This is a genomic window from Streptomyces sp. NPDC014623 (assembly GCF_043088245.1).
GTDB lineage: Bacteria > Actinomycetota > Actinomycetes > Streptomycetales > Streptomycetaceae > Streptomyces.
In genome coordinates, this window is the sequence record NZ_JBIBZU010000001.1 from 325854 (window position 1) to 346262 (window position 20409).

At 72.4% G+C, this 20409-nt stretch carries 15 protein-coding genes; 3 read left to right on the forward strand and 12 right to left on the reverse strand.

Going from position 1 to position 20409, the window contains the following annotated elements; genetic code table 11:
• Window positions 1-9: 9 nt before the first annotated feature.
• Window positions 10-705, reverse strand: coding sequence for a response regulator transcription factor (locus tag ACF1FZ_RS01530; protein ID WP_361584335.1), 696 nt, complete (start codon window positions 703-705; stop codon window positions 10-12).
• Window positions 702-1991, reverse strand: coding sequence for a PspC domain-containing protein (locus ACF1FZ_RS01535; protein ID WP_391771357.1), 1290 nt, complete (start codon window positions 1989-1991; stop codon window positions 702-704). The genes ACF1FZ_RS01530 and ACF1FZ_RS01535 overlap by 4 nt, the downstream gene beginning before the upstream one ends.
• A 207-nt stretch (window positions 1992-2198) precedes the next feature.
• On the opposite strand from ACF1FZ_RS01535, the gene ACF1FZ_RS01540 reads away from it, so the two are divergent.
• Entirely contained in the window at window positions 2199-3533 is a 1335-nt protein-coding gene (locus ACF1FZ_RS01540; RefSeq protein WP_391771358.1) for a PspC domain-containing protein, read from the forward strand.
• Window positions 3520-3768: a hypothetical protein gene (locus tag ACF1FZ_RS01545; RefSeq protein WP_391771359.1), complete on the forward strand. Its 249-nt coding sequence runs from the start codon at window positions 3520-3522 to the stop codon at window positions 3766-3768. Before ACF1FZ_RS01540 ends, ACF1FZ_RS01545 begins: the two co-directional genes overlap by 14 nt.
• Before the next feature lie 217 nt (window positions 3769-3985).
• Here ACF1FZ_RS01545 and ACF1FZ_RS01550 read toward each other — a convergent pair whose 3' ends face one another.
• The 5 genes from ACF1FZ_RS01550 to guaA form a co-directional block, all read right to left on the reverse strand.
• A complete protein-coding gene (locus ACF1FZ_RS01550) occupies window positions 3986-4495 on the reverse strand; it encodes a DoxX family protein (RefSeq protein WP_391771792.1) in 510 nt (169 codons plus the stop codon).
• Window positions 4496-4571: 76 nt separating this feature from the next.
• Window positions 4572-5840 (reverse strand): hypothetical protein, encoded by a 1269-nt coding sequence (locus ACF1FZ_RS01555; RefSeq protein ID WP_391771360.1) that lies wholly within the window; start codon window positions 5838-5840, stop codon window positions 4572-4574.
• A 129-nt stretch (window positions 5841-5969) separates the two neighbouring features.
• Entirely contained in the window at window positions 5970-6725 is a 756-nt protein-coding gene (locus ACF1FZ_RS01560; RefSeq protein ID WP_391771361.1) for an SAM-dependent methyltransferase, read from the reverse strand.
• Between the two features lie 42 nt (window positions 6726-6767).
• Window positions 6768-7376, reverse strand: coding sequence for a Uma2 family endonuclease (locus ACF1FZ_RS01565; protein WP_391771362.1), 609 nt, complete (start codon window positions 7374-7376; stop codon window positions 6768-6770).
• A 114-nt stretch (window positions 7377-7490) separates the two neighbouring features.
• On the reverse strand, window positions 7491-9077 hold the full coding sequence (gene guaA / locus ACF1FZ_RS01570) for a glutamine-hydrolyzing GMP synthase (protein WP_391771363.1): 1587 nt from the start codon (window positions 9075-9077) through the stop codon (window positions 7491-7493).
• A 313-nt stretch (window positions 9078-9390) separates the two neighbouring features.
• On the opposite strand from guaA, the gene ACF1FZ_RS01575 reads away from it, so the two are divergent.
• Complete coding sequence (locus tag ACF1FZ_RS01575; protein WP_391771364.1) at window positions 9391-9693, forward strand: chorismate mutase; 303 nt, start codon at window positions 9391-9393, stop codon at window positions 9691-9693.
• A 293-nt stretch (window positions 9694-9986) separates the two neighbouring features.
• On the opposite strand, the gene ACF1FZ_RS01580 is transcribed toward ACF1FZ_RS01575, so the two are convergent.
• The 5 genes from ACF1FZ_RS01580 to ACF1FZ_RS01600 form a co-directional block, all read right to left on the reverse strand.
• A complete protein-coding gene (locus ACF1FZ_RS01580) occupies window positions 9987-11738 on the reverse strand; it encodes a peptidase (RefSeq protein ID WP_391771365.1) in 1752 nt (583 codons plus the stop codon).
• Between the two features lie 291 nt (window positions 11739-12029).
• The gene (locus tag ACF1FZ_RS01585; RefSeq protein WP_391771366.1) at window positions 12030-13868 is read right to left on the reverse strand and encodes a GMC oxidoreductase; all 1839 of its coding nucleotides are present in this window, start codon (window positions 13866-13868) and stop codon (window positions 12030-12032) included.
• A gap of 63 nt (window positions 13869-13931) precedes the next feature.
• Window positions 13932-15569: a succinic semialdehyde dehydrogenase gene (locus ACF1FZ_RS01590; protein WP_391771367.1), complete on the reverse strand. Its 1638-nt coding sequence runs from the start codon at window positions 15567-15569 to the stop codon at window positions 13932-13934.
• A gap of 220 nt (window positions 15570-15789) precedes the next feature.
• Complete coding sequence (locus ACF1FZ_RS01595; protein WP_391771368.1) at window positions 15790-17466, reverse strand: protein kinase; 1677 nt, start codon at window positions 17464-17466, stop codon at window positions 15790-15792.
• A gap of 117 nt (window positions 17467-17583) precedes the next feature.
• The gene (locus ACF1FZ_RS01600) at window positions 17584-20406 is read right to left on the reverse strand and encodes a protein kinase (RefSeq protein WP_391771369.1); all 2823 of its coding nucleotides are present in this window, start codon (window positions 20404-20406) and stop codon (window positions 17584-17586) included.
• Window positions 20407-20409 lie beyond the last annotated feature (3 nt).

A 20409-nucleotide genomic window follows, 5' to 3' on the forward strand; every position in this document is an offset into this window, starting at 1 on the left:
CGAGGCTCATCAGACCAGCCGTCGCGCCGTCGCCCACCGGGTCAGCTCGTGCCGGTTGGAGAGCTGGAGCTTACGCAGCACGGCCGAGACATGGGACTCGACCGTCTTCACCGAGATGAACAGCTGCTTGGCGATCTCCTTGTACGCGTATCCCCGGGCGATCAGCCGCAGCACCTCACGCTCGCGCTGCGTCAGCCGGTCCAGGTCCTCGTCGACCGGCGGGGCGTCCGTCGAGGCGAAGGCGTCCAGGACGAACCCGGCCAGCCGGGGCGAGAACACCGCGTCGCCGTCCTGGACCCGGAAGACGGAGTCCACCAGGTCGGTGCCGGTGATGGTCTTGGTGACGTAGCCGCGGGCGCCGCCGCGGATGACACCGATGACGTCCTCGGCGGCGTCCGAGACGGACAGCGCGAGGAAGCGCACCGGGTTCTCGACCGCGCCCATCATCGGGGCGCAGCGCCGCAGCACCTCGACGCCGCCGCCTCCCGGGAGGTGGACGTCGAGGAGGACGACCTCGGGGCGGGTCGCGGTGATCACGGTGACCGCCTGGTCGACGTCGGCGGCCTCACCCACGACCTCGACCCCGGTCTCCTCGGTGCGGCCGATCTCGGCCTGGACCCCGGTGCGGAACATCCGGTGGTCGTCGACGAGCACGACCCGTACCCGGCGCTCCGGCCCCCCGGCCGCTTCGGTGTTCTCGGTCATTGACCCGCCCTCTCCATCTCCAGCTCGACTTCCGTGCCCCCACCGGGCACCGGACGCAGCCGCGCCGTACCGCCGTTGCGCTGCATCCGGCCGATGATCGATTCTCGTACGCCCATCCTGTCGGCCGGGACGGCGTCCAGGTCGAAGCCCGGCCCCCGGTCCCGTACGGAGACGAAGACCGTGCGGCCCTCGACCTCCGCGAAGACCTGGACGGCGCCGCCCTCGCCACCGTACTTGGCCGCGTTGACCATCGCCTCGCGTGCGGCCTGCATCTGTGCCGCCAGCTTCTCGTCGAGCGGGCAGTCGCCGACGACCACGACCTCCAGCGGGACCCCGTGCTTGTCCTCGACCTCGGCGGCGGCACGCTTGACCGCCTCGGCGAGGCCCGACGGCTCCTCGGCCTCCTCCTTGCCGGTGCCCTCCGGGTCGTACAGCCAGTTGCGCAGCTCGCGCTCCTGGGCGCGGGCGAGCCTGCGGACCTCGCCGCCGTCGTCCGCGTTGCGCTGGATCAGCGTGAGCGTGTGCAGGACGGAGTCATGGACGTGGGCGGCGACCTCGGCCCGTTCCTGGGCCCGGATGCGCATGAGACGTTCCTCGGAGAGGTCCTGGGTCATCCGCACCAGATAGGGGCCGGCGAGCAGCGCGATGCCGGTGAGCACGGCGATGGCCGCGGTCAGCGCGGTGCCGAGCTGGGCGGCCGAACCCCGCACCACCATGAAGGCGGCGAGGCCGAGGCCGACGAGCGCGACGCCGGCCAGTCCGCGGGCGAGGTGCAGGATCCGACGGCGCCGGCCGACCTCGATCCATCGGGCCCGTCGCGCGTTGTCCGCCTGGCGCCATACGAGGACGGAGCCCGCGCCGATGAGCAGCGCCGGCCAGACGTAACGGTCCGCCTCGCTGCCCATGTCGACGTTGCTGACGAAGATCACGGCGCCGACGAGCAGGGCGAGCAGGGCGAAGACCTGACCGGTGTCGGGCTTGCGGAGTCTGCGCCGGCCGTCCGGGGCGGTCTCGAAGAGTGACCTGTCCGCCCCGCCGACCCCGCCGACCCCGAGCGGTACGACGATCCAGAACACGGCGTAGAGCAGGGCACCCAGGCCCTCCGCGAAGAACAGCCCGAGGAAGACGAACCGGACCCAGACGACGGGCAGTCCGAGATGTCCGGCGAGCCCGCGCGCGACGCCCCCGAGCATCCGCCCGTCGGCGCTGCGGTACAGCTTGCGCGGCGCCGGCTCCTCCGGGTCCGGGGCGTGGGAGCTCGGGGCTCGGGTCGTGGCTGCTGGCATGCTCCGATCGTCACACGTTCCGGCGGGCCGTGGCATCAGGGTCTGCCCGGACTCGACCCTGAGGCGCTCGGTGCCGGTGCCCCGGCGCCGCCCCGCAGCCCCGAGGACCTGCGGACGGGCCCTCAGGGGCCACCGGGACGCAATATCAGGGATCGGCCAGGGTCGGCGCGGGTCCCACACGGGCGTACGGGCCGTCACCATGGAGCCATGACCGTTCCTCACGACGCCCCTCCCGGCGTCGCACCGCCTCCCGAGCCGGCTCCCCGGCTGCAGCGCAGCCCCCGGCAGAAAGTGGTGGCAGGGGTGTGCGGCGGGCTCGGCCGGTACTGCGACGTGGACCCGGTCATCTTCCGGATCGTGCTCGGCGTCCTCGCGGTGACGGGTGGCATCGGCCTGATCTTCTACGGTTTCGCGTGGCTGCTGCTCCCCGTGGAGGGCGAGGACGAGAACGAGGCGCGCCGTCTGCTGTCGGGCCGCGTCGAGGGCGCCTCACTGATCGCTCTGCTCCTGGCCCTGGTGGGCTGTGGCCTGCTGCTGTCGATGCTGCACAACGGCGGGATGCTCGCCTTCGCCGCGATGCTGTCGCTGACCGTGATCGGATTCTCGGTCTGGACCCAGCACCGCGGGGCGGTCCCGCCTGAAGACGCGCCGGGTACGCCGGCCCGTGCCCCGAAGAACACGGCGCACGCCGCCGGCCACGGGGCGCCACCCGAGGTGAAGGCCCCGCCCACACCGGGCAGCCCGTCCTGGTGGCGGGAGCCCATCATCAAGGACGGCACGACCGGTCCTGCGGCGACCGGCTATCTGTGGGGCCCCGCGGACGCGGTGTACGAGGCGGAACAGGTCGGCAGGAGCAGGCCCACGGCGGACTCCCCCTACCGCCCGCCCTACCGCGCGCCGGGCTCCCGGGGCCCGCGTTCGATCGGCGGCCTCGTCTTCCTGCTCGCCCTGGTCGCCGGAGGCCTGGGCACGGGGCTGAGCTGGGAGACCCATCCGCTGGGGACCAGCCTGCAGATCGGTCTCGCCGCGGCGCTGGGGGTGTTCGGCCTCGGTCTGCTGGTCGCCTCCGTGCTCGGCAGGACCGGTTTCGGCACGGTCCTGCTGGCCGTGGTCACGGCAGGACTGCTGGCGGGGGCGTCCGTCGTCCCCGAGGACATCGGTACCGACTGGATCCGCAAGGAATGGCGCCCGGCTTCGGTCGCGGCGGTCCAGCCCCGGTACGAGCTCGGCACCGGCGACGCGAAGCTCGACCTCTCCCGGATCACCGTCCCCGAGGGGGAGACCCTGCGTACGCGTATCGAGGTCGGGGCGGGTCGCGCGCTCGTGGTCGTACCGGTGGGCGTGACGGTGAAGGTGGACGCCGAGGCCGGCCTCGGCGACATGCAGTTCCCGTCCGATGTGCCTGAGGACGTGGACATCGCCGCCGACCGGCGCACGCGGCAGATCATCGAACCCCCCGGGAACAGCGAGCCCGCCGGCACCGTCGAGCTGGGCATGGGAATCGGCATCGGACAGCTGGAGGTCACCCGTGCTGCGTCATGAGATCCGGCCCGGCCGCGCGGTGGCGGGGCTCGTCATGCTGACCCTGGCAGCCGGCTACGCGGCGGACGCGGCGGGGGCGTGGAACGCCCCCTGGACCTTCTTCGCCCCCCTGTTCTTCGGCGGACTGGGGCTGGCCGCCACGACGACCTGGGTCAGCTACCGCCTGCGGCGACGGCGCCAGGCGCGGAAGGCGACGCCGGGGCCCTCGCCCAGTGGTGCCGTGCCCGGCAGTTGAAAGGGCCCCGGGCGGCCCGGCCATCGGAAGGACAGAGCGGAGGACCCAAGGCCTCGCGGGCGGCCCCGGCCCCCTCGCCCACCCCGGTGACCGGCCGGCCGGAGGCGCTGCCCGGCTCCACGCCGATGACCCGGCGAGGTCTCCCCCGACCGGACCGTCCGGGGTCGCGTGGGCGACGGCTGCGGACGCCGCACCCCGCGTGGTCAGGCCGGCGGCCCTAGAACCGGCCGCGGCGCCGGCCTGGCCTCAGGGCGTCCAGCGACAGGTACGGCGCTCCCGCCAGCAGCAGCGGCAGCCAGGCCACGAGGTAGACCAGGTCGTTGCCGTAGTAGTACGGCTCGGTCCGCCAGCTGACGGTCAGCCACAGGCTCAGCGAGACCAGCGCCCCGCCGAGCGCAGCGAGCCGTGCCCACAAGCCGGCCAGGGTGCCGAGGCCGACGAGGAGTTCCCCGATCGCGAGGGCGTAACCGAAGCCTTCGGGGCTCCTCAGGGCCAGGTCGGCCAGGGCCGGGACCGCCGCGCTGTCGCGTACGGCCTGCATCGTCTCACCGATGGACCCGGCCCCGTCCGCCGACAGGAACGCGCTGTCGGTCAGCTTGTCGAGCCCCGCGTAGACGAACGTGGCGCCGAGGAAGATCCGCAGGGGAAGGAGCGCGTACTCCCGCGCCCGGTCCCGGAGCCCCTTCGGCTCGTCCAGCCCGTAGGAACCGCCGCCGTACCCATGCATCACTGCCCCGCTTTCCGTTGGCCCTCCAACAGACCATACGGAGGCCGGTCCGGTGCCGTTCCCTCAGGTGTGCAGCTCAGTCCGTGACGTCGACGACGCAGGAATTGGTCTCCACGCCCGCCGCCGTGACGACCTGTACCTCCACGGCTCCGGGCTCGACCTCGACGGGCACGGGCACCGTGAGCACGGTGTCCGCCGGATTGGCGAAGCCCCCGGTGACCGGGATCAGGGGCACGTGCACATGCACCCGCCCGATCCTGACGACCACCCGCGCCAGCCGGTCGGGGCTGCCGGCACCGGGCGGGACGAAGCCGGCGCCGCGGATCTCGATGTCGTCCCCGGTACGGATCGGGGCGTCCAGGTCCCCGGCCTCCCTGGCCCGGACGACCGACAGGATGACCGGCCGGCCGCCCTCCGCGTACTTCCCCGCGAAGTACGTCGCCGCCGAGACGGCCACCAGGACCGCAAGGCCCCACGGCAGATCCGGGAGCTGCTCGGGACGACGGGCCAGGCGGACCGCGGCGAACAGCACGGCGACGGCGCTGACCAGCACGTACTGCACATCGGTGAAGCTCCCGCGACCGGAGTCGTCGGTCAGCAGGTCGGCGGCCCGCGGCCGGTCGGCGCGCAGCTTCTGCAGTCGCTGGGCCAGGACGCGTACGGTCACCACCCGGCGTACGACGACGGCGACGGCGCACACCAGCGCGAGCACGGTCAGCACGCCGGCCGAGCGGACCAGGTCCAGGCCCTCGATCAGGGCGTCACGGTCGGCGTGGTCGGACGCCCCGGCCAGCTGCAGCGCGAGGACGAGCACCGCGAAGACGGCCAGCAGCACCCAGGACGCGGCGACCGTACGCGAGGTGGAGAGCCGGTTGTCCTCGCCGATCAGCGGGGCGAGGAGGCCGCCGCGGGCCCGGTGGACACGGGCGGCGCCGGTCAGCAGGCCGGCGGTGACGAGTGCGGCGATCAGGCCCGCGGTGCGGGCCGTGGACCAGCCGGCACCGATCGCGGTGACGGCCTCGCCGATGACCAGCAGGGCGACGCCGCCCCAGACGACCACGAGGGTGCGTACCCAGAGCGTGTGCAGCCAGGCGTCACCGGCTTCACGGCTGCGTTCGGCGACGGCGCGGGCCGACTCGGTCAGCTCGTCCGACACCCACTGCCGGGACGCGGAAACGGACTGGGCGACCCCGGCGGGCAGACCCTGCCCGGCGGCGAACGCGTCCCGCTTGGTGAGGAAGGCCGCCACCGCGCGACGGTGCCCTTCGCGTGCTCCGTGCGGGCAGTCGCCGCACGTACAGCCACCGCCGTGCGCACTCTTCGCCCTCGTCTCGTCCAACGCCACGGAGAACGCCGCCCTTTCCCGCCCTGGTAGAACCAACTCGCTTCTGATTGCTGCGAATTGTGCCGTACGAAGCGGGCTCGTCCCGCATCGGGGCGGGCCAGAGGCGCGTATCGCAGAAATGTGCGATTCTCAGGCGCTGAGCACGAGGTAGGCGAGGCCCAGGGTCCCGCGGTATCCCCCGTAGTACCCGGTGCGGCGTGCGTCGACGGCCTCGGTCACCCCGGCGTGCAGCGGGTGCCCGGGGTTGGCCAGCGCCCAGCGCTCGCCGCGCCCGATGTTGGCGGCGGACTCGAAGAGGTCCCACTCGCGCTGGTCGGCCACGGTCACCTGGAGCGGCCGGAGCCCGGCCGCCTCCGCCTGCCGGACCATGCCCAGGAGGGTGCCGAAGTCATCCGGCTCCGCACCGAGCCCCTCCAGTGCGGCGGGCGAGGGCTCGCGCTCCCAGAAGCCGTCGCCGAACAGTACCCGGCCGCCGGGCCGCACCGCGGCCCGCAGCGCCTTCAACGCGTCCGGGGTGCCACCGGGCCAGGCGTGCGCGGCGCCGATGGAGAGGACCAGGTCGTAGCCGTCCCCCCGATGTTCGGCCGCCGGCACCTCGTGGAACCGGACCCGGTCGCCGAGCCCTCGCCCGTCCGCCAGCCGCACACCCCGCGCGACGGCTTCCGGGTCGGTCTCGATGCCGTCCCCGGTGGACCCGGGCGCCGCTTCCACCAGGCGCATCAGCAGCTCACCCCAGCCACTGCCGAAGTCGGCGATCCGCGCCCCGGGCCCGGGCGCGCAGGCTGCGATCAGCCGGGCGGCGTGGTCCTCGGACAGCGGGGTGTTCCAGGTGAGGCCCTCGTTGCCGGGGGCGGACATGAGGGCGCGGACTTCTTCGGCAGACATGGGGACGCACCATTCCACGGGTGAAGGAGCTCTGCCACCGATTTAGAGGGAGCGCCTCCGGTGGATCGCGGTGAGATCGATGTCGAGGGGAAAGGGCACGTCGAGCTTGAGGGTGTTGTGGTAGATGCCCGTCGCGGTGTACGCCCTGAGAGCCGGATCGAGCTCGTACACGTACACGACGGGCAGACCGTCGGTGCCCTGCTCGACCCGCCAGAAGTGCGCCACACCGGCAGCGGCGTACTTCCGTGGCTTCGCGTCCCTGTCCCTGACTGCGGACTCCTCCGACATGACCTCCACCGCCAGAAGTACGTCCTCGGGTCGGAGGCAGGTCTCCTTGGGGCCCGTGTCCGCGTCCAACGGGACCACGAGCACATCCGGCTCGGGGCGGTTCCGGCTGTCCAGCCTGATGCTGAACTCACGAAAGACGTCGAGTTCGTCCGGTGCCTGATCGAGGAGACAGTTCTCCAGCAGACGCATGGTCCGCATGTGAAACCTGGTCTGCGGACTCATGAAGACGAGGCTCCCGTCGATCAGCTCGGTGTGCCGCGGCAGTTCCGGAAGCCGATCGAGATCCTCCGCCACCCAGCCCTGGGGCGGGGGCACCGGGTAGTGGTACCGCTCGGTCGGTTCGTCGTCGGGTGCGGCACTCATGGTTGCTCCCATGGGGCTGAGTCTCGTCTCCTCAGCCAGCCTACCCAGCGGGTACGACGATGCCGCCGCCCAAACGAATGAGCGACGGCACCAGCGTTGACCCTGCGCGGAGGGTTACTCCCACTCGATCGTCCCCGGCGGCTTGCTCGTCACGTCGAGGACCACGCGGTTGACGTCGGCGACCTCGTTGGTGATGCGGGTGGAGATCTTCGCCAGCGTCTCGTACGGCAGGCGCGACCAGTCGGCCGTCATGGCGTCCTCGGAGGAGACCGGGCGCAGCACGATCGGGTGACCGTAGGTGCGGCCGTCGCCCTGGACTCCGACGCTGCGGACGTCCGCGAGCAGGACCACGGGGCACTGCCAGATGTCACGGTCGAGGCCGGCCGCGGTCAGCTCCTCGCGGGCGATGGCGTCGGCCTCGCGCAGCAGGTCGAGCCGCTCCTTGGTGACGTCACCGACGATACGGATCCCGAGGCCGGGGCCGGGGAAGGGCTGGCGCTGGACGATCTCCTCCGGCAGGCCGAGCTCCTGGCCGACCATCCGGACCTCGTCCTTGAACAGCTGGCGCAGCGGCTCGACGAGCTGGAACTCGATGTCGTCGGGGAGCCCGCCCACGTTGTGGTGGGACTTGATGTTCGCGGTGCCGGTGCCGCCGCCGGACTCGACGACGTCCGGGTAGAGGGTGCCCTGGACGAGGAAGGCGACCTCGGGGCCGTCCTCCTGGAGGATCTCCAGCTGGGCCTGCTCGAAGACGCGGATGAACTCGCGCCCGATGATCTTCCGCTTCTGCTCCGGGTCGGACACACCGGCCAGGGCGTCGAGGAAGCGCTTCTCCGCGTCGACCACCTTCAGCTTCGCGCCGGTCGCGGCGACGAAGTCCTTCTCGACCTGCTCGGTCTCGCCCTTGCGCATCAGACCGTGGTCGACGTACACGCAGGTGAGCTGGGAGCCGATGGCCTTCTGCACGAGGGCCGCGGCGACCGCGGAGTCCACGCCTCCCGAGAGGCCGCAGATGGCGCGCTTGGTGCCGACCTGCTCGCGGATGAGGGCGACCTGCTCCTCGACGACGTTGGTGGTCGTCCAGGTCGGCTCGATGCCCGCGCCCCGGTAGAGGAAGTGCTCCAGAACCTGCTGGCCGTAGGTCGAGTGCATGACCTCCGGGTGGTACTGGACCCCGTAGAGCTTCTTCTCGTCGTTCTCGAAGGCGGCGACCGGCACGACGTCCGTGGACGCGGTCACGGTGAAGCCCTCGGGGGCGGCGGAACAGGCGTCGCCGTGCGACATCCAGACCGGCTGCTCGGTGGGCGTGCCCTCGAAGAGGGTCGATCCGGCCTTCGAGACGGCGAGCGAGGTGCGGCCGTACTCACGTGCGCCGTTGTCGTCGACCGTACCGCCGAGGGTCGTGGCCATGAGCTGGAAGCCGTAGCACATGCCGAAGACCGGGACCCCGGCCTCGAACAGCGAACGGTCGAGGCTGGGCGCTCCCTCCGCGTACACCGAGGACGGGCCGCCGGACAGGATGATCGCCCGGGGGTTCCTGGCCAGCATCTCGGCCACCGGCATCGTGGACGGGACGATCTCGCTGTAGACCCGGGCCTCACGGACGCGGCGGGCGATGAGCTGGGCGTACTGGGCGCCGAAGTCGACAACCAGGACGACGTCCGTCGTGGTCTCGGGGGCGGCGGAGGGTGCTGCTGGCACGGGGGCGGCCTTCCGGCGGTGGAGAGGGGTTCGGTCCTCCAATTCTACCGGCCTCACGGCATTGCCCCGCCGGACTCCCGTCTCACCATCCGGGCCCGGCGTGGACCCGGGCCGGGCCCGGGTCCATACTTGCCCCATGCGTCAGCACACGACCTTCGTCTTTACCTATGGCACCCGGCCCGCCGGCTGCCATGGTCGTGCTGCTTGAGCTACTGACAAGCAACTTCTCCAGGCGCCCCGGGCCGACAGGCCCGGGGCGTTCTGGCGTTCGGGGCCCGTCCGCTCCGGGGCCTCAGCCCATCGGGAGTCACGGATGAACAGCACCGCACCCACGACGACGGCCGCCGAGCGGACCGGAGCGCACACCGAGGAGGCCGCGTCCCTGATCGGGGGCGCCCGGACGCGCATCGACGCCCTGGACGACCGGATCATCGGCCTCGTCCAGGAACGGATGGCCGTTTCGGCGGTGATCCAGGAGGCGAGGATCACGTCCGGGGGCCGCCGGGTGAACCTCTCCCGGGAGATGGACGTCCTCAGCCACTACAGCGATGCCCTGGGCAGGCCCGGCACGGCGCTCGCCATGACGCTGCTGGAGCTGTGCCGCGGCAGGGTGTGACGTACGGAAAGGTGTAAGGCCGCACCCCCGTTCGGGCCCGGTCTCACCCGTACGGCGCGTGACCGGGCCCCGGACGGCTTCGTTGATGCAGGTGTCCGTGCCAGCCAGGGGCGGCATCGGCAGGAATCCACGCGTGGCTCCGCCGGGGCGTGTGGCGTACCGCAGGTACGTCGTGGGACCACGACCCGGCGTGTGTGACCGGCCGGCAGGGGACAGCAGTCCGGTCACCCATGTGCGGCCGGCCCCGGGGACGCCCGGGGCCGGCCGTCCTCGGGCCGTCGTGGACGACGGTCTCAGATCCGCTGGGCGCGGCGCCGGGTCGTCGCGTACAGCACGCCGCCCGCGGCCAGGGCGGCCACCGCGACGGCGGTGCCCATGAGCGCCACCGAGCCCGTGGAGGCGAGGAGGCCCCCGGTGCCCGTCGATGCGGAACCGGACGTGCCCGTGGTGCCCGCGTCGGTCGCGGAGCCCGGGGCGGACGTCTCGCCCGGGGTACCGGGTGTCCCGGTTGCCGAGCCCGCCGTGTCACCGCCGGTGGCGCCCTCCGTGCCGGTGGTGGAGCCCTCGGCCGTACCCCCGGTGTCCTCGGAACCGGAGTCCGCGCCGTTCAGCACGAGCCGCGCGGTGTTGTTGGTGTTCTCGGGGTCGAAGGGCAGGGCGGGGTCGCTCAGCCAGGTGTTCCGGACGGTGACGGCGCCCGAGGCGCCCGGGACCACCTTGTCGATCTTCAGCTCGAAGGGCAGTGTGATGTCCGCCCCGTCCCGCACGGTCATCGAGGAGCTGCAGAAGTAGCGGGGCGCTGCGGTGCGGTCCTCGCGGTACTTGCCCTCCGCCGTCACGCCCTGGCAGGAGTCCGGCTTCCCGGTGACCCGGGCGCCCTCGGGGACGGTGAAGTCGAAGGTGGCGACAGGCTCGCCGGACCGGATGTAGCCGACCCAGGCCGGCCCGTCGTTGCGGAAGCCGATGTCCGCCGTGACGGTCTCGCCCTCGGCGCCTTCGACCTCCGATCCGTACGCCGTGAAGTCGGCCGTGTTCCCGGTGTGGAAGTCGGCCTCATGCTGGTTGTCCCGGGGATCGAGGTCCGCGCTCCGCGTGGAGGACGTGACCTTCTCCAGGGTCAGCTCCGGGCCGGTGCCCCGGGTGAAGGGCGCGCCGGCGCGCTGCGCCGAGCGCTGGGCGGAGCTGTCCTCGTGGATGCGGTAGACGAAGGTGTCGTGGAGGGCCCGCTCGGTGGCCTTGAGGGACAGCGGCTCCGCCAGCGTGTAGGTGACGCCCGGTTCGAAGGAGCCCGCGACCGAGCACAGGGCGGTGGCCCAGGCGAAGTCCTCGAACGGCTGCTTCCCTGCCTCCCCGTTGTACTCGCAGTTGGCGTAGCGCTCGGGGATCTCCATGCCGCGCGAGTACATGAGGGTCAGCAGGACGCCGTCGGCGGCCCGGTCGCCCTTGTTGGTGAAGGTGATCGGTGCGGGCTGCACATCACCCGGCTGGAGCTGCTCCTCGAAGGACAGCTGCTTCATGACCAGGTCGGGGCCGCCGATGGTCACCTTCGCCGAGAAGGGGGTGAAGGTGACCCCCTCGGCCGAGCCGGTCACCTCGATGGTGCCGGAGGCGCCGTCCTCGCTGCCCTCGGCGGCGGCGAGGTCGAAGGCGGCCATGGAGCTGAGGCCCGCGGAGACGCCGTAGTCGTGGCAGACGGCTTCGGTCCCGGTGATCTCGCAGTCCTCTCCCGCGTCCTCGGCCGGGGAGAGTTCGGCGACGCCCTCGATGCCGCTGAGGTCGAGGGTGTAGGTCACCTCGCCCTCGTAGCCCATGCTCTCCTCGTCCGGGTCCGGGTTGTGGACGGTGAGCCCGAGCGAGGACTTCTGCGGGCTTCCGGTCTCCGGGTACGGGTGCAGCGCCGTCTCGGCGGGCCCGCCGAGCGTGAAGGCGGGCCCGTCCGCCTGCGCCGGGGCGCCGAAGGCGAGTGAACCGGCGGCGAGCATCCCGGCGGCTGCGAGGCCGCCTGCCGTACGGCGCAGCGCTGTTCTCGGGGAAAGGCGTGTCATCGCGAACCTCTGGGGATCGGCGGAGCTGTGTGACTGCTGTGACTCAGCACGGGTTCGACCGTGCCGCGCCGCCAGGAGTTGCCCGGTACAGGATCACGACTTGAACACACCGCGGGAATGTGGCGAGGAACACATAAGGATTCCGTCAAACCGGGGACAACCGTCGCCCCGCCCTGCGGGTCATGTATGGCGAACACACCAGCTCGTCCCGTACCTCACGACGGGTGGAGAGGCTGCACTCGGAGGGGGGTGCAGCCCCTCGGTGTGTTCCCCGGCGGCGTGTCTCCCGGCTCAGGCCTCGGTCGCGGCCGCCTTCGGTGGTACCACCGGTATCCCCAGGAAAGGCAGCTTCAGGGCGCCGAACGCCTCCTTCGGCACGGCGGGCGTCCGGGGCTCGACGGCGGGGAGCCGTTCGTAGGCCGCGTCCTGCGCCGGACGCGGGTCCGCCTCGCCCTTGTTGGGCCAGAAGGACATCGCACGTTCCGCCTGTGCCGTGATGGTCAGCGACGGGTTGACGCCGAGGTTGGCGGAGACGGCGGAACCGTCGACCACGGAGATGCCCGGGTGTCCGTACAGCCGGTGGTACGGATCTATGACGCCCTCTTCGGGGCTCGCCCCTATCGGGCAGCCGCCGAGGAAGTGCGCGGTGAGCGGGGTGCCCATCAGCTCCCCTATGTTCGACCCGGCGAAGCCGTTGATCTCCCGGGCGAGCAGCGTCGCGCCCTGGGTGGCCTCGGCGATCTGGGTCGGGTTGGGCGAGCCGTGGCCCTGCCGGGCGGTGAGCAGCCCCTTGCCGACGCCGCCGGGCTTGCGGTACGCGGTCAGCGAGTTGTCCAGCGACTGCATGACCAGGCCGATGATGGTCCGCTCCGACCAGCGCCGGTTGGACAGCGAACGCATCAGGAGCCACGGGTGCCTGACCGCGCTGCCGAACCAGCTCAGCACCCGGTGCGTGCTGTAGGGCACCTGAAGGATGGTCAGCGCGCCCATCGCGTTGGAGCCCTTGCCGTAACGGACCGGCTCGATGTGGGTGTTCTCGTCGGGGTGGATCGACGAGGTGATGGCGACCCCCTGGGTGAAGTCGGCCTTGGCGATGCCGTGCTTCCTGCGGTAGCGGCGGTCGCTGGTCTGCGCCCCCACCAGTCCCTCGGAGTTGGTGCGGGTCAGCTCGCCGAGCCTGGACGACAACCGGGGCAGCAGCCCTTCGTCCTTCATCGTGTGCAGCAGGGTCTGGGTGCCGTACGTGCCCGCGGCGATGACCACCTTCCGGGCCCGCAGGACGGACGGCGTGGCCTTGCGGCGCCGGTGCGTGGGCACGGTCGACACGCGGTAGCCGCCGTCGGGGCCGTCCGTGACCGCGACGACGGAGGTCATCGGGTGGATGACGGCGCCGGCCTTCTCCGCCAGGTACAGGTAGTTCTCGTTGAGGGTGTTCTTCGCGCCGTGACGGCAGCCCGTCATGCATTCGCCGCACTGGGAGCAGGCCGTGCGGGCGGGGCCGGCGCCGCCGAAGTAGGGATCGGCCGCCTCCTTGCCGGGTGTCGTGCGCGTGGCCCCGTCGGCGTCCTGGCCGTCACCGAAGAAGACGCCGACCGGGGCGAGGTGGAAGGTGTCACCGACGCCCATGGACTCGGCCACGGCCTTGAGGTGGATGTCCGCCGGGGTCACCGTCGGGTTGAGCCGTACCCCGAGCATCCGCTTCGCCTGGTCGTAGTACGGCGCCAGCTCGGCCTTCCAGTCGGTGATGCCGGCCCACTGCCGGTCCTCGAAGAACGGCGTGGGCGGCACGTACAGGGTGTTGGCGTAGTTGAGGGAGCCGCCGCCGACACCTGCGCCGGCCAGCACCATCACCTTGCCCAGCAGATGCACCCGCTGGAGACCGAACATGCCGAGCGCCGGGGCCCACAGGTAGTTCTTGATGTCCCAGGAGTTCTTGGGCAGCGTCTCGCGCGTGAACCGGCGGCCGGCTTCCAGGACGCCGACCCGGTACCCCTTCTCGCTCAGCCGCAGGGCCGAGACCGCGCCGCCGAAGCCCGAGCCGACGACGATGACGTCGTAGTCGTACGCGTCGTCGTCCGCCGCCGGGGCGGACGGGCCGGCCTGGTTCTGGGCATGGCTGTCCTGGGACATGGCTCTCCTCGGTACGGAAAGGGCGGATGGGGGGCGCTATGGGGCAGCGCGACCGGAAGGGGGTCAGCGCAGCCGGAGGGCCTTCATCGCCTTGAGGCTGCGGCTCATGAAGGCGGCGTACTTCTCGTCGTCCATCCCGAAGGCGGGGGCGAGGGGGATCAGCCGTTGCCGGGCGACCGTCTGGGCTTCTGTGTACTTCAGGATGCCCTCGGAACCGTGCCGCCGGCCGAGGCCGGAGTCCTTCATGCCGCCCATGGGCGACTGGACGCTGCCGTACGCGGGTGCGTACCCCTCGTTGATGTTGACCGTGCCTGTCCGCAGCCGCGCGGCGACCCGGTGGCCGCGTCCGGCGTTCCTCGTCCAGACGCTGGAGTTGAGGCCGTAGGGGGTGGCGTTGGCGAGGGCGACGGCCTCGTCGTCGTCGCTGAAGCGGTAGACGGAGACGACCGGACCGAAGGTCTCCTCGCCGCAGACGGCCATGGGCGCCTCGACACCGTCGAGGATCGTCGGTTCGTAGAAGAGCGGGCCGATGTCCGGGCGGGCGACGCCGCCCGCGACGAGCGTGGCGCCCTTCTCCACGGCTTCGGCCACATGCCAGCTCACGGTCTCCAGCTGCCGCTCACCGACGAGGGAGCCCATGTCGGCGCCGTACGCGAGGGAGTTGCCGAGCCGCATGGCCTTCGTACGGGCGGCGAAGCGCTCCACGAAGTCGTCGGCGACCGATTCGTGGACGTACAGCCGCTCGATGGAGATGCAGAGCTGTCCCGCGGAGGAGAAGCAGGCACGGACGGCGCCCGCGGCGGCCTTCTCCACATCGGCGTCCTCCAGGACGAGCATGGCGTTCTTGCCGCCCAGTTCGAGGGATACGCCGACGAGCCGGGCGGCGGCGCCCTGGGCGACCTCACGGCCGGTGCGGGTGGAACCGGTGAAGGAGACGTAGTCGGCGTGGGCGACGACCTCGGGGCCGACGACGGGCCCCTCCCCCAGGACGACCTGGAACACCTCGGCGGGCAGTCCCGCCTCGATCAGGAGGTCACGGGCCCACAGGGCGGTCAGCGCGGTCTCCGTGTCCGGTTTCATCACGACGGCGTTGCCGGAGACGAAGGCGGGGAGCGCGTCGCCGACGGAGAGTTCGAGCGGGTAGTTCCAGGGTGCGATCTGGCCGACGACCCCGCGCGGCTGGCGCAGTTCGGTGACCTTCGTGAGCGTCGGGACGACCCCGGTGTGCCGCTTCGGCCTGAGGTACGAGGCGGCCTTGCGCCCGTAGTGCCTGGCCGCGACGGCGACGGCCAGCACCTCCTCGTGGGCGTGCAGCCGGGCCTTGCCGGTCTCCAGCTGGATGAGGTCGAGGACCTCCGACTGGCGCTGCAGGACCAGGTCGTGGAAGCGGAGCAGCACGGCGGCCCTGGTCCGGACGGGAACCGCGGCCCAGGCGCCCTGGGCGGCCCGGGCACGCTCGAAGGCGGTCTTGACGTCCTCGGGGGTGGACTCGGGCAGGTCGGCCAGCTTCTCCCCGGTGAAGGGGCTGTGGTTGGCCGTGCGGCCGCAGCCGACGACCTCACGGGTCAGCCGGGCGACCACCTCGGGTGTGACCACGTCGGCGGCGGTACGCGCGCCCGCCGGAGCGGCGGCCACCGGATTGGTGCCGACACGGGTGCCAGGGGCGGCGGAGGTGGGCGTGGAGGCCTGCGAGTCCGTCATGAGGGCGAGAGTATGTCCAGCCGCCGACTTTGGGTACCCGTGGGTAACAGGTTTTCACAGACCCTGTCGAAGACTTCTGCCGGGCCCGGCCATGCAGCCAGTGATCACTGGCTGCATAACCGCTGATCAGGGGCGATCCACAGTCGATCCCGGGATCGGACGTCGAGATTCGTGGATCTCCAGCCGCTCCGCCACCTCGGCGTGGATCTCCTCGCCGTCCTCAGCCGGTCCGCTCCGGCGGCTGCCAGCTGCGCAGCATCGTCTCGAAGAGCTTCCGGCTCTCGGCCCGTTCCTCCGCGGGCCCCGTCATGTAGAACGCGTACTCCGGACCGCCGGCCTCGGCGAAGTACATCTGGTCGATGCCGTGGCGCGGGCCCGGATGGTCCTTGGACTCGACCCAGGTGAACTCCCAGCGGGAGCCGGGTCGGTCACGGAAGACGTTCTTCTCCAGTGACAGGCGCTCGTAGCCCGGCAGGCGTGCGGCCAGATCCTTCTCGATGCTCTGCATGTGCGTGTAGGAGTGGGTGAAGTCCGGCTGCGGATCGAGGCCGATCCGGAGGCGGTGCGCACCGCCGTCCGGGGTGTAGTCGATCTGGCTGCCGCTCGTCTGCCGTTCCCAGCCCTCGGGGACGGCGAGGCTGAAGCCCTCGGGGTCGTCGACCCGCTTCCAGCCGTCGGGTATCTCCTTCGAGGCGGGCTCACCGCCCTTCCCGGCGGAGGCCCCGGCCGGGTCTCCGGCGGCGGAGGCCGAGGGGGCGGGAGCCGGTCCGGCCGTACTCCGCTGCACCGCGCCCCCGGCCGTGCCCCCGTCGCGGTCCGCCGTCTTCATCGCCACCAGGCCCGTCGCCCCGCCGATCAGGGCGGCCACCGTCACGACCAGCAGGGCGGTACGCCACCGGCCCCGGCTGCGCCGGGTGGCGGGCGCCGAGGTGTGCGGGGGCACGAGCGGATCAGGCAGGGGCCGGGGGAGCTGGGCGGTGGAGCCGTCCGGGACGGCGGAGGCACGCAGGTCGTCCCCGGAGAGCCGCTGCGTCGGCACGTGTGCCTGGGCGGCACGGGGCTTTCGCCCTTCCATCGCGTCCAGCAGCATGCGCTCCGTCTCCGCGGCCGTCGGACGGTCCGCGGGGTCCTTGCGCAGCAGCGCGGTGATCACCGGGGCCAGCGCGCCGCCGCGCAGCGGAGGGGGCGGTTCCTCCGTGACGACGGCCTGCATGGTGGAGATGGGGGACGTACGGCGGAAGGGCGAACTCCCCTCGACGGCCGTGTAGAGCGTGGCGCCCAGCGACCAGAGATCGGACGCGGGGCCCGGGTCGCCGCCGCGTACCCGCTCGGGTGCCAGATAGTCGATGGAACCCACCAGTTCACCTGTTCTGGTGATGGTGGAGTCTCCCTCGATCGCGGCGATGCCGAAGTCGGTCAGCAGGACCTGGCCGTCCCGGGCGAGCAGGACGTTGGCCGGTTTCACGTCCCGGTGCAGGACACCGGCGCCGTGGGCGGCCCGCAGCGCGCTCAGGACGTGGAGCCCGATCCTGGCGGCCTCGCGCGGCTCGATCTCGCCCGACGCCTTCGCCGCGTCGGCGAGCGAGGGCCCGTCGACGTACTGCATGACGATCCAGGGACGGTTGTCGTACTCGATGACGTCATGGACGGTGACGACCCCGGGGTGCGTGATCCGGGCCGCGGCGCGCGCCTCCTTCTGCGTGCGGGCGTGCAGCACCGCCCGGTCCGCCTCGGCGACGTACAGCCCGGCGGTCAGCTCCTTGACCGCTACCGTCCGGTGCAGCACCTCGTCCTGGGCGCGCCACACCTTTCCCATGCCACCGCGGCCCAGGACGTCACCCAACCGGTAGCGTCCGGCCAGTACGGTCCCCGCATCCGTGCCCTGCGCGTGTTCCACGTGTGTCCCCGCCCCGTTCCTCGGGACGACAGATTACGGACGGGAGGCGGTGCGACGTAACCTCGCATCGCTCACGAGACCTCACTGTGATGCTTGTCGCGTCGCGCTGCCGGTCCGTCAGGAGGTGACGCGGTACGAGGAGATGGCCTGGCCGTAGATCTCGGAGACCTTGTCCCGCTCGTTCTCCGGGCCGATGACCTGCACGATGTGATACCTGCCGTCCACGATCACGACCAGGTTGCGGACGTACACCTGACGGCCGCCGCTCTCCTGCCAGGTGAACTGACCCTCGGCCATGGCCTGTCGCCCGACGTCGACGCGGCGCAGGCCGGTGGACGTGGCCCAGCTGGAGTCCCGGAAGGGCTTCAGCTCGGGTTCCGCGGTCCGCTGGTAGTCCAGCGGGTCGCTCCCGTTGGCCTTGACGGTGTCCCGTCCGGGCACGACGAGCACACTGAACCCGTCGCTGCCGTAACGGACCTGACGGTCGGCGTTGGCCGGACTGCGCTGCCAGTCCGCCGGCACGCCGATCTCGAACCCTTCGGCGTCCTTGCGCAGCTTGTAGCCCGGTGCGAGGGCGACGGCGGAGCGACTGGTCTGCGGCTTCTGCGAGCCGGAGGAACCGGACGAGGCCGACGGCTCCGACGAGCCGGCGGGCGGGCTGTCGGCGGGCTCCGGTTCGGCCGGAGCGGCGGAGCCCGAGGGCGCGGCCCCCGCCCCCGTCTCCGGTCGTTCCTCGGGCATGAACAGCATGGCGTAGGCGATGGCGGCCGCCATCGCCAGCAGGATCAGCACCAGCAGCAGCCGTCCGAGTCGTCGCGGGGCCCGGCCGCCGGGCTGCGGCTGGCGCAGCACCTTGGGCCCCTTGGGTTCCCGGGGCGCGCGCGGCGGCTTCTCGTAGGCCTGCGGCTCGTACGCCTGCTGCCCGTATGCCTGCTGCTCGTGCCTCCGTTGTTTCTCGCGGCGCCGGGACTTTCCCTGACGGTGCCGGCCGTGCACCGCGCCACCGCGGCCCCGGCGACGGCGTACCAGCTCGCCCCGGCGGCGTACGACCGGCAGCCGGGTGGCGTCGACGGGCGGCATCGTGACGATGTCCGCACCGGCCTCGGGTTCGGGGGCCGAGCGCACGAGGGAGCGCAGCCAGCCGCGCAGCTCCTCGAAGTCGGGGCGTTCCGTGGGGTCCTGGCGCAGCAGCGACTCGACGACCGGACGCAGCGGGCCGCACTCCTCCGCGAAGGCGGGCGGCTCGCCGCAGACCATCTGGACGAGTTCGGCGGCGTTCTCCTCCGGGTAGGGGGCGTGCCCCTGCACGGCGCGGTAGAGCAGGGCGCCGAGCGCCCACAGGTCGGTGGAGGGGCCGATGGGCGGGGCGAGCTGCCAGTTGTCGTGGACCGGCCCCGCCTGCTCGGGCGCCCACCGCTCGGTGACGGCACCGACGACGGCGATACGGGCCTGCCGGGCTCGCTCCGCGGCGAGGGGCGTGGCCGGGCCCCGGTAGGCGGGGGTGGTGCCGCTCCCGGCGACGACCTCGTCCCACCCCCCGGCGGGGGCGCGGGCGGTCACGGGCTGCGGCAGCCGGTCCTGGCGGCCGGCGGGCCCGCCACCGAGACGCCGGGAGTCGGCACGGAGCGCGTCCTCGCCGGAGCCGCCCTGCCCTCCGGAACCGCCTGCGGGCACCGGCCGGCCGGAGCCGGGACCGTCGTCCCAGGCACCGGCGAGGTGGACCCGCCGGCCGGGGGGCGAGGGCTCGCCGGGGTCCTCGTCGTCGTCCTCGTCGTCCTCGTCGTCCTCGTACGGGTCGTCGGCCGCCCGGCCCCAGGGACCGGTCAGCTGCGGGCCGCCGGGGGCGGGAGGAGCGGAGGAATCCTCACCGGGCTCCTCGCTCCGTTCCGCGTCGGGGCCGTCGTCGCGGTCGGGGTCCGCATGCTTCCGCTGCCCCTCACCGGCACGGGCCACCGCTGCCCGGGCGCCCGCGCGGTAGGCCGCGATGGCCCCGGCGCGGGCGGCACGCAGCTGCGCCGCACTCCCCGCCCCCGGCTCGGCGGGCAGGACGGGGGGAGCCACCTCGATCTCCGCCCGGGGACCGGGCGCGGGTGCCCCGTCGGTGGACGTCCTGGGGGCGGGCAGTGCCTCGGGGGCGGAAACGGCGTCGGGCCCGGGGCGGAGGGCGTCCGGGTCGTACGGCACCGGGGGTTCGTACGGGCCGGAGGGACCGGGCTCGGCCTCCGGCAGTTCGTAACGGCCGGACCCGACAGCCGAGGGTTCGTACGGACCGGACCCGGCCACCTCCGGCTCGTACGGACCGGTGGGGCCCGATTCGACCGCCGGTGGCCCGTAGGCGCTCTCCTCGTCCGGCTGCGGCACGGGGACGTATCCGCACAGCGCCTCCTCGGCCGCGCCCGCCGCGAGCCCCGTCAGCACGACTCGGCCGTCGTCACAGACCAGCACCGTGCGGACCGTGATGTTGCGGTGCGTCCAGCCGTGCGCGTGCAGCACCCTCAGCGCCGTGAGCACGTCGGAGCCGATCTCGGCGGCCCGATAGGGGTTGAGGGGCCGCTCCGCGAGGAGTGCGGCGAGGGGCCGGGCGGCGACCAGTTCACTCACTATCCAGAGTGATCCCGCCTCGGCGAACACGTCGAACACCTGGTCCAGGCGCGGGTGGTCGGGCACCTGGGCCGCCGCTTGTGCGGCTTCGATCGCCCGGCGGACCGCCGGGTCCGTGGACCGCCGCACCGTACGCCCGGTGGCACGTCTGGCCGAGGTCAGGCCGTCCGCGTCGAGCACCTCCGCGTCCACGACCTCCGGCAACGGCACCTGCCGTACCAGGACTTCCTGCCCGCTGTATGTGTCGAACGCCCGGGTCTCGACCAGTTCGTACGCATCGGACGGGGGCAGCGGAAGGCGGTAGCGGTCGGCAAGCACCCGACCCGCGTAGTCGTCCACGAC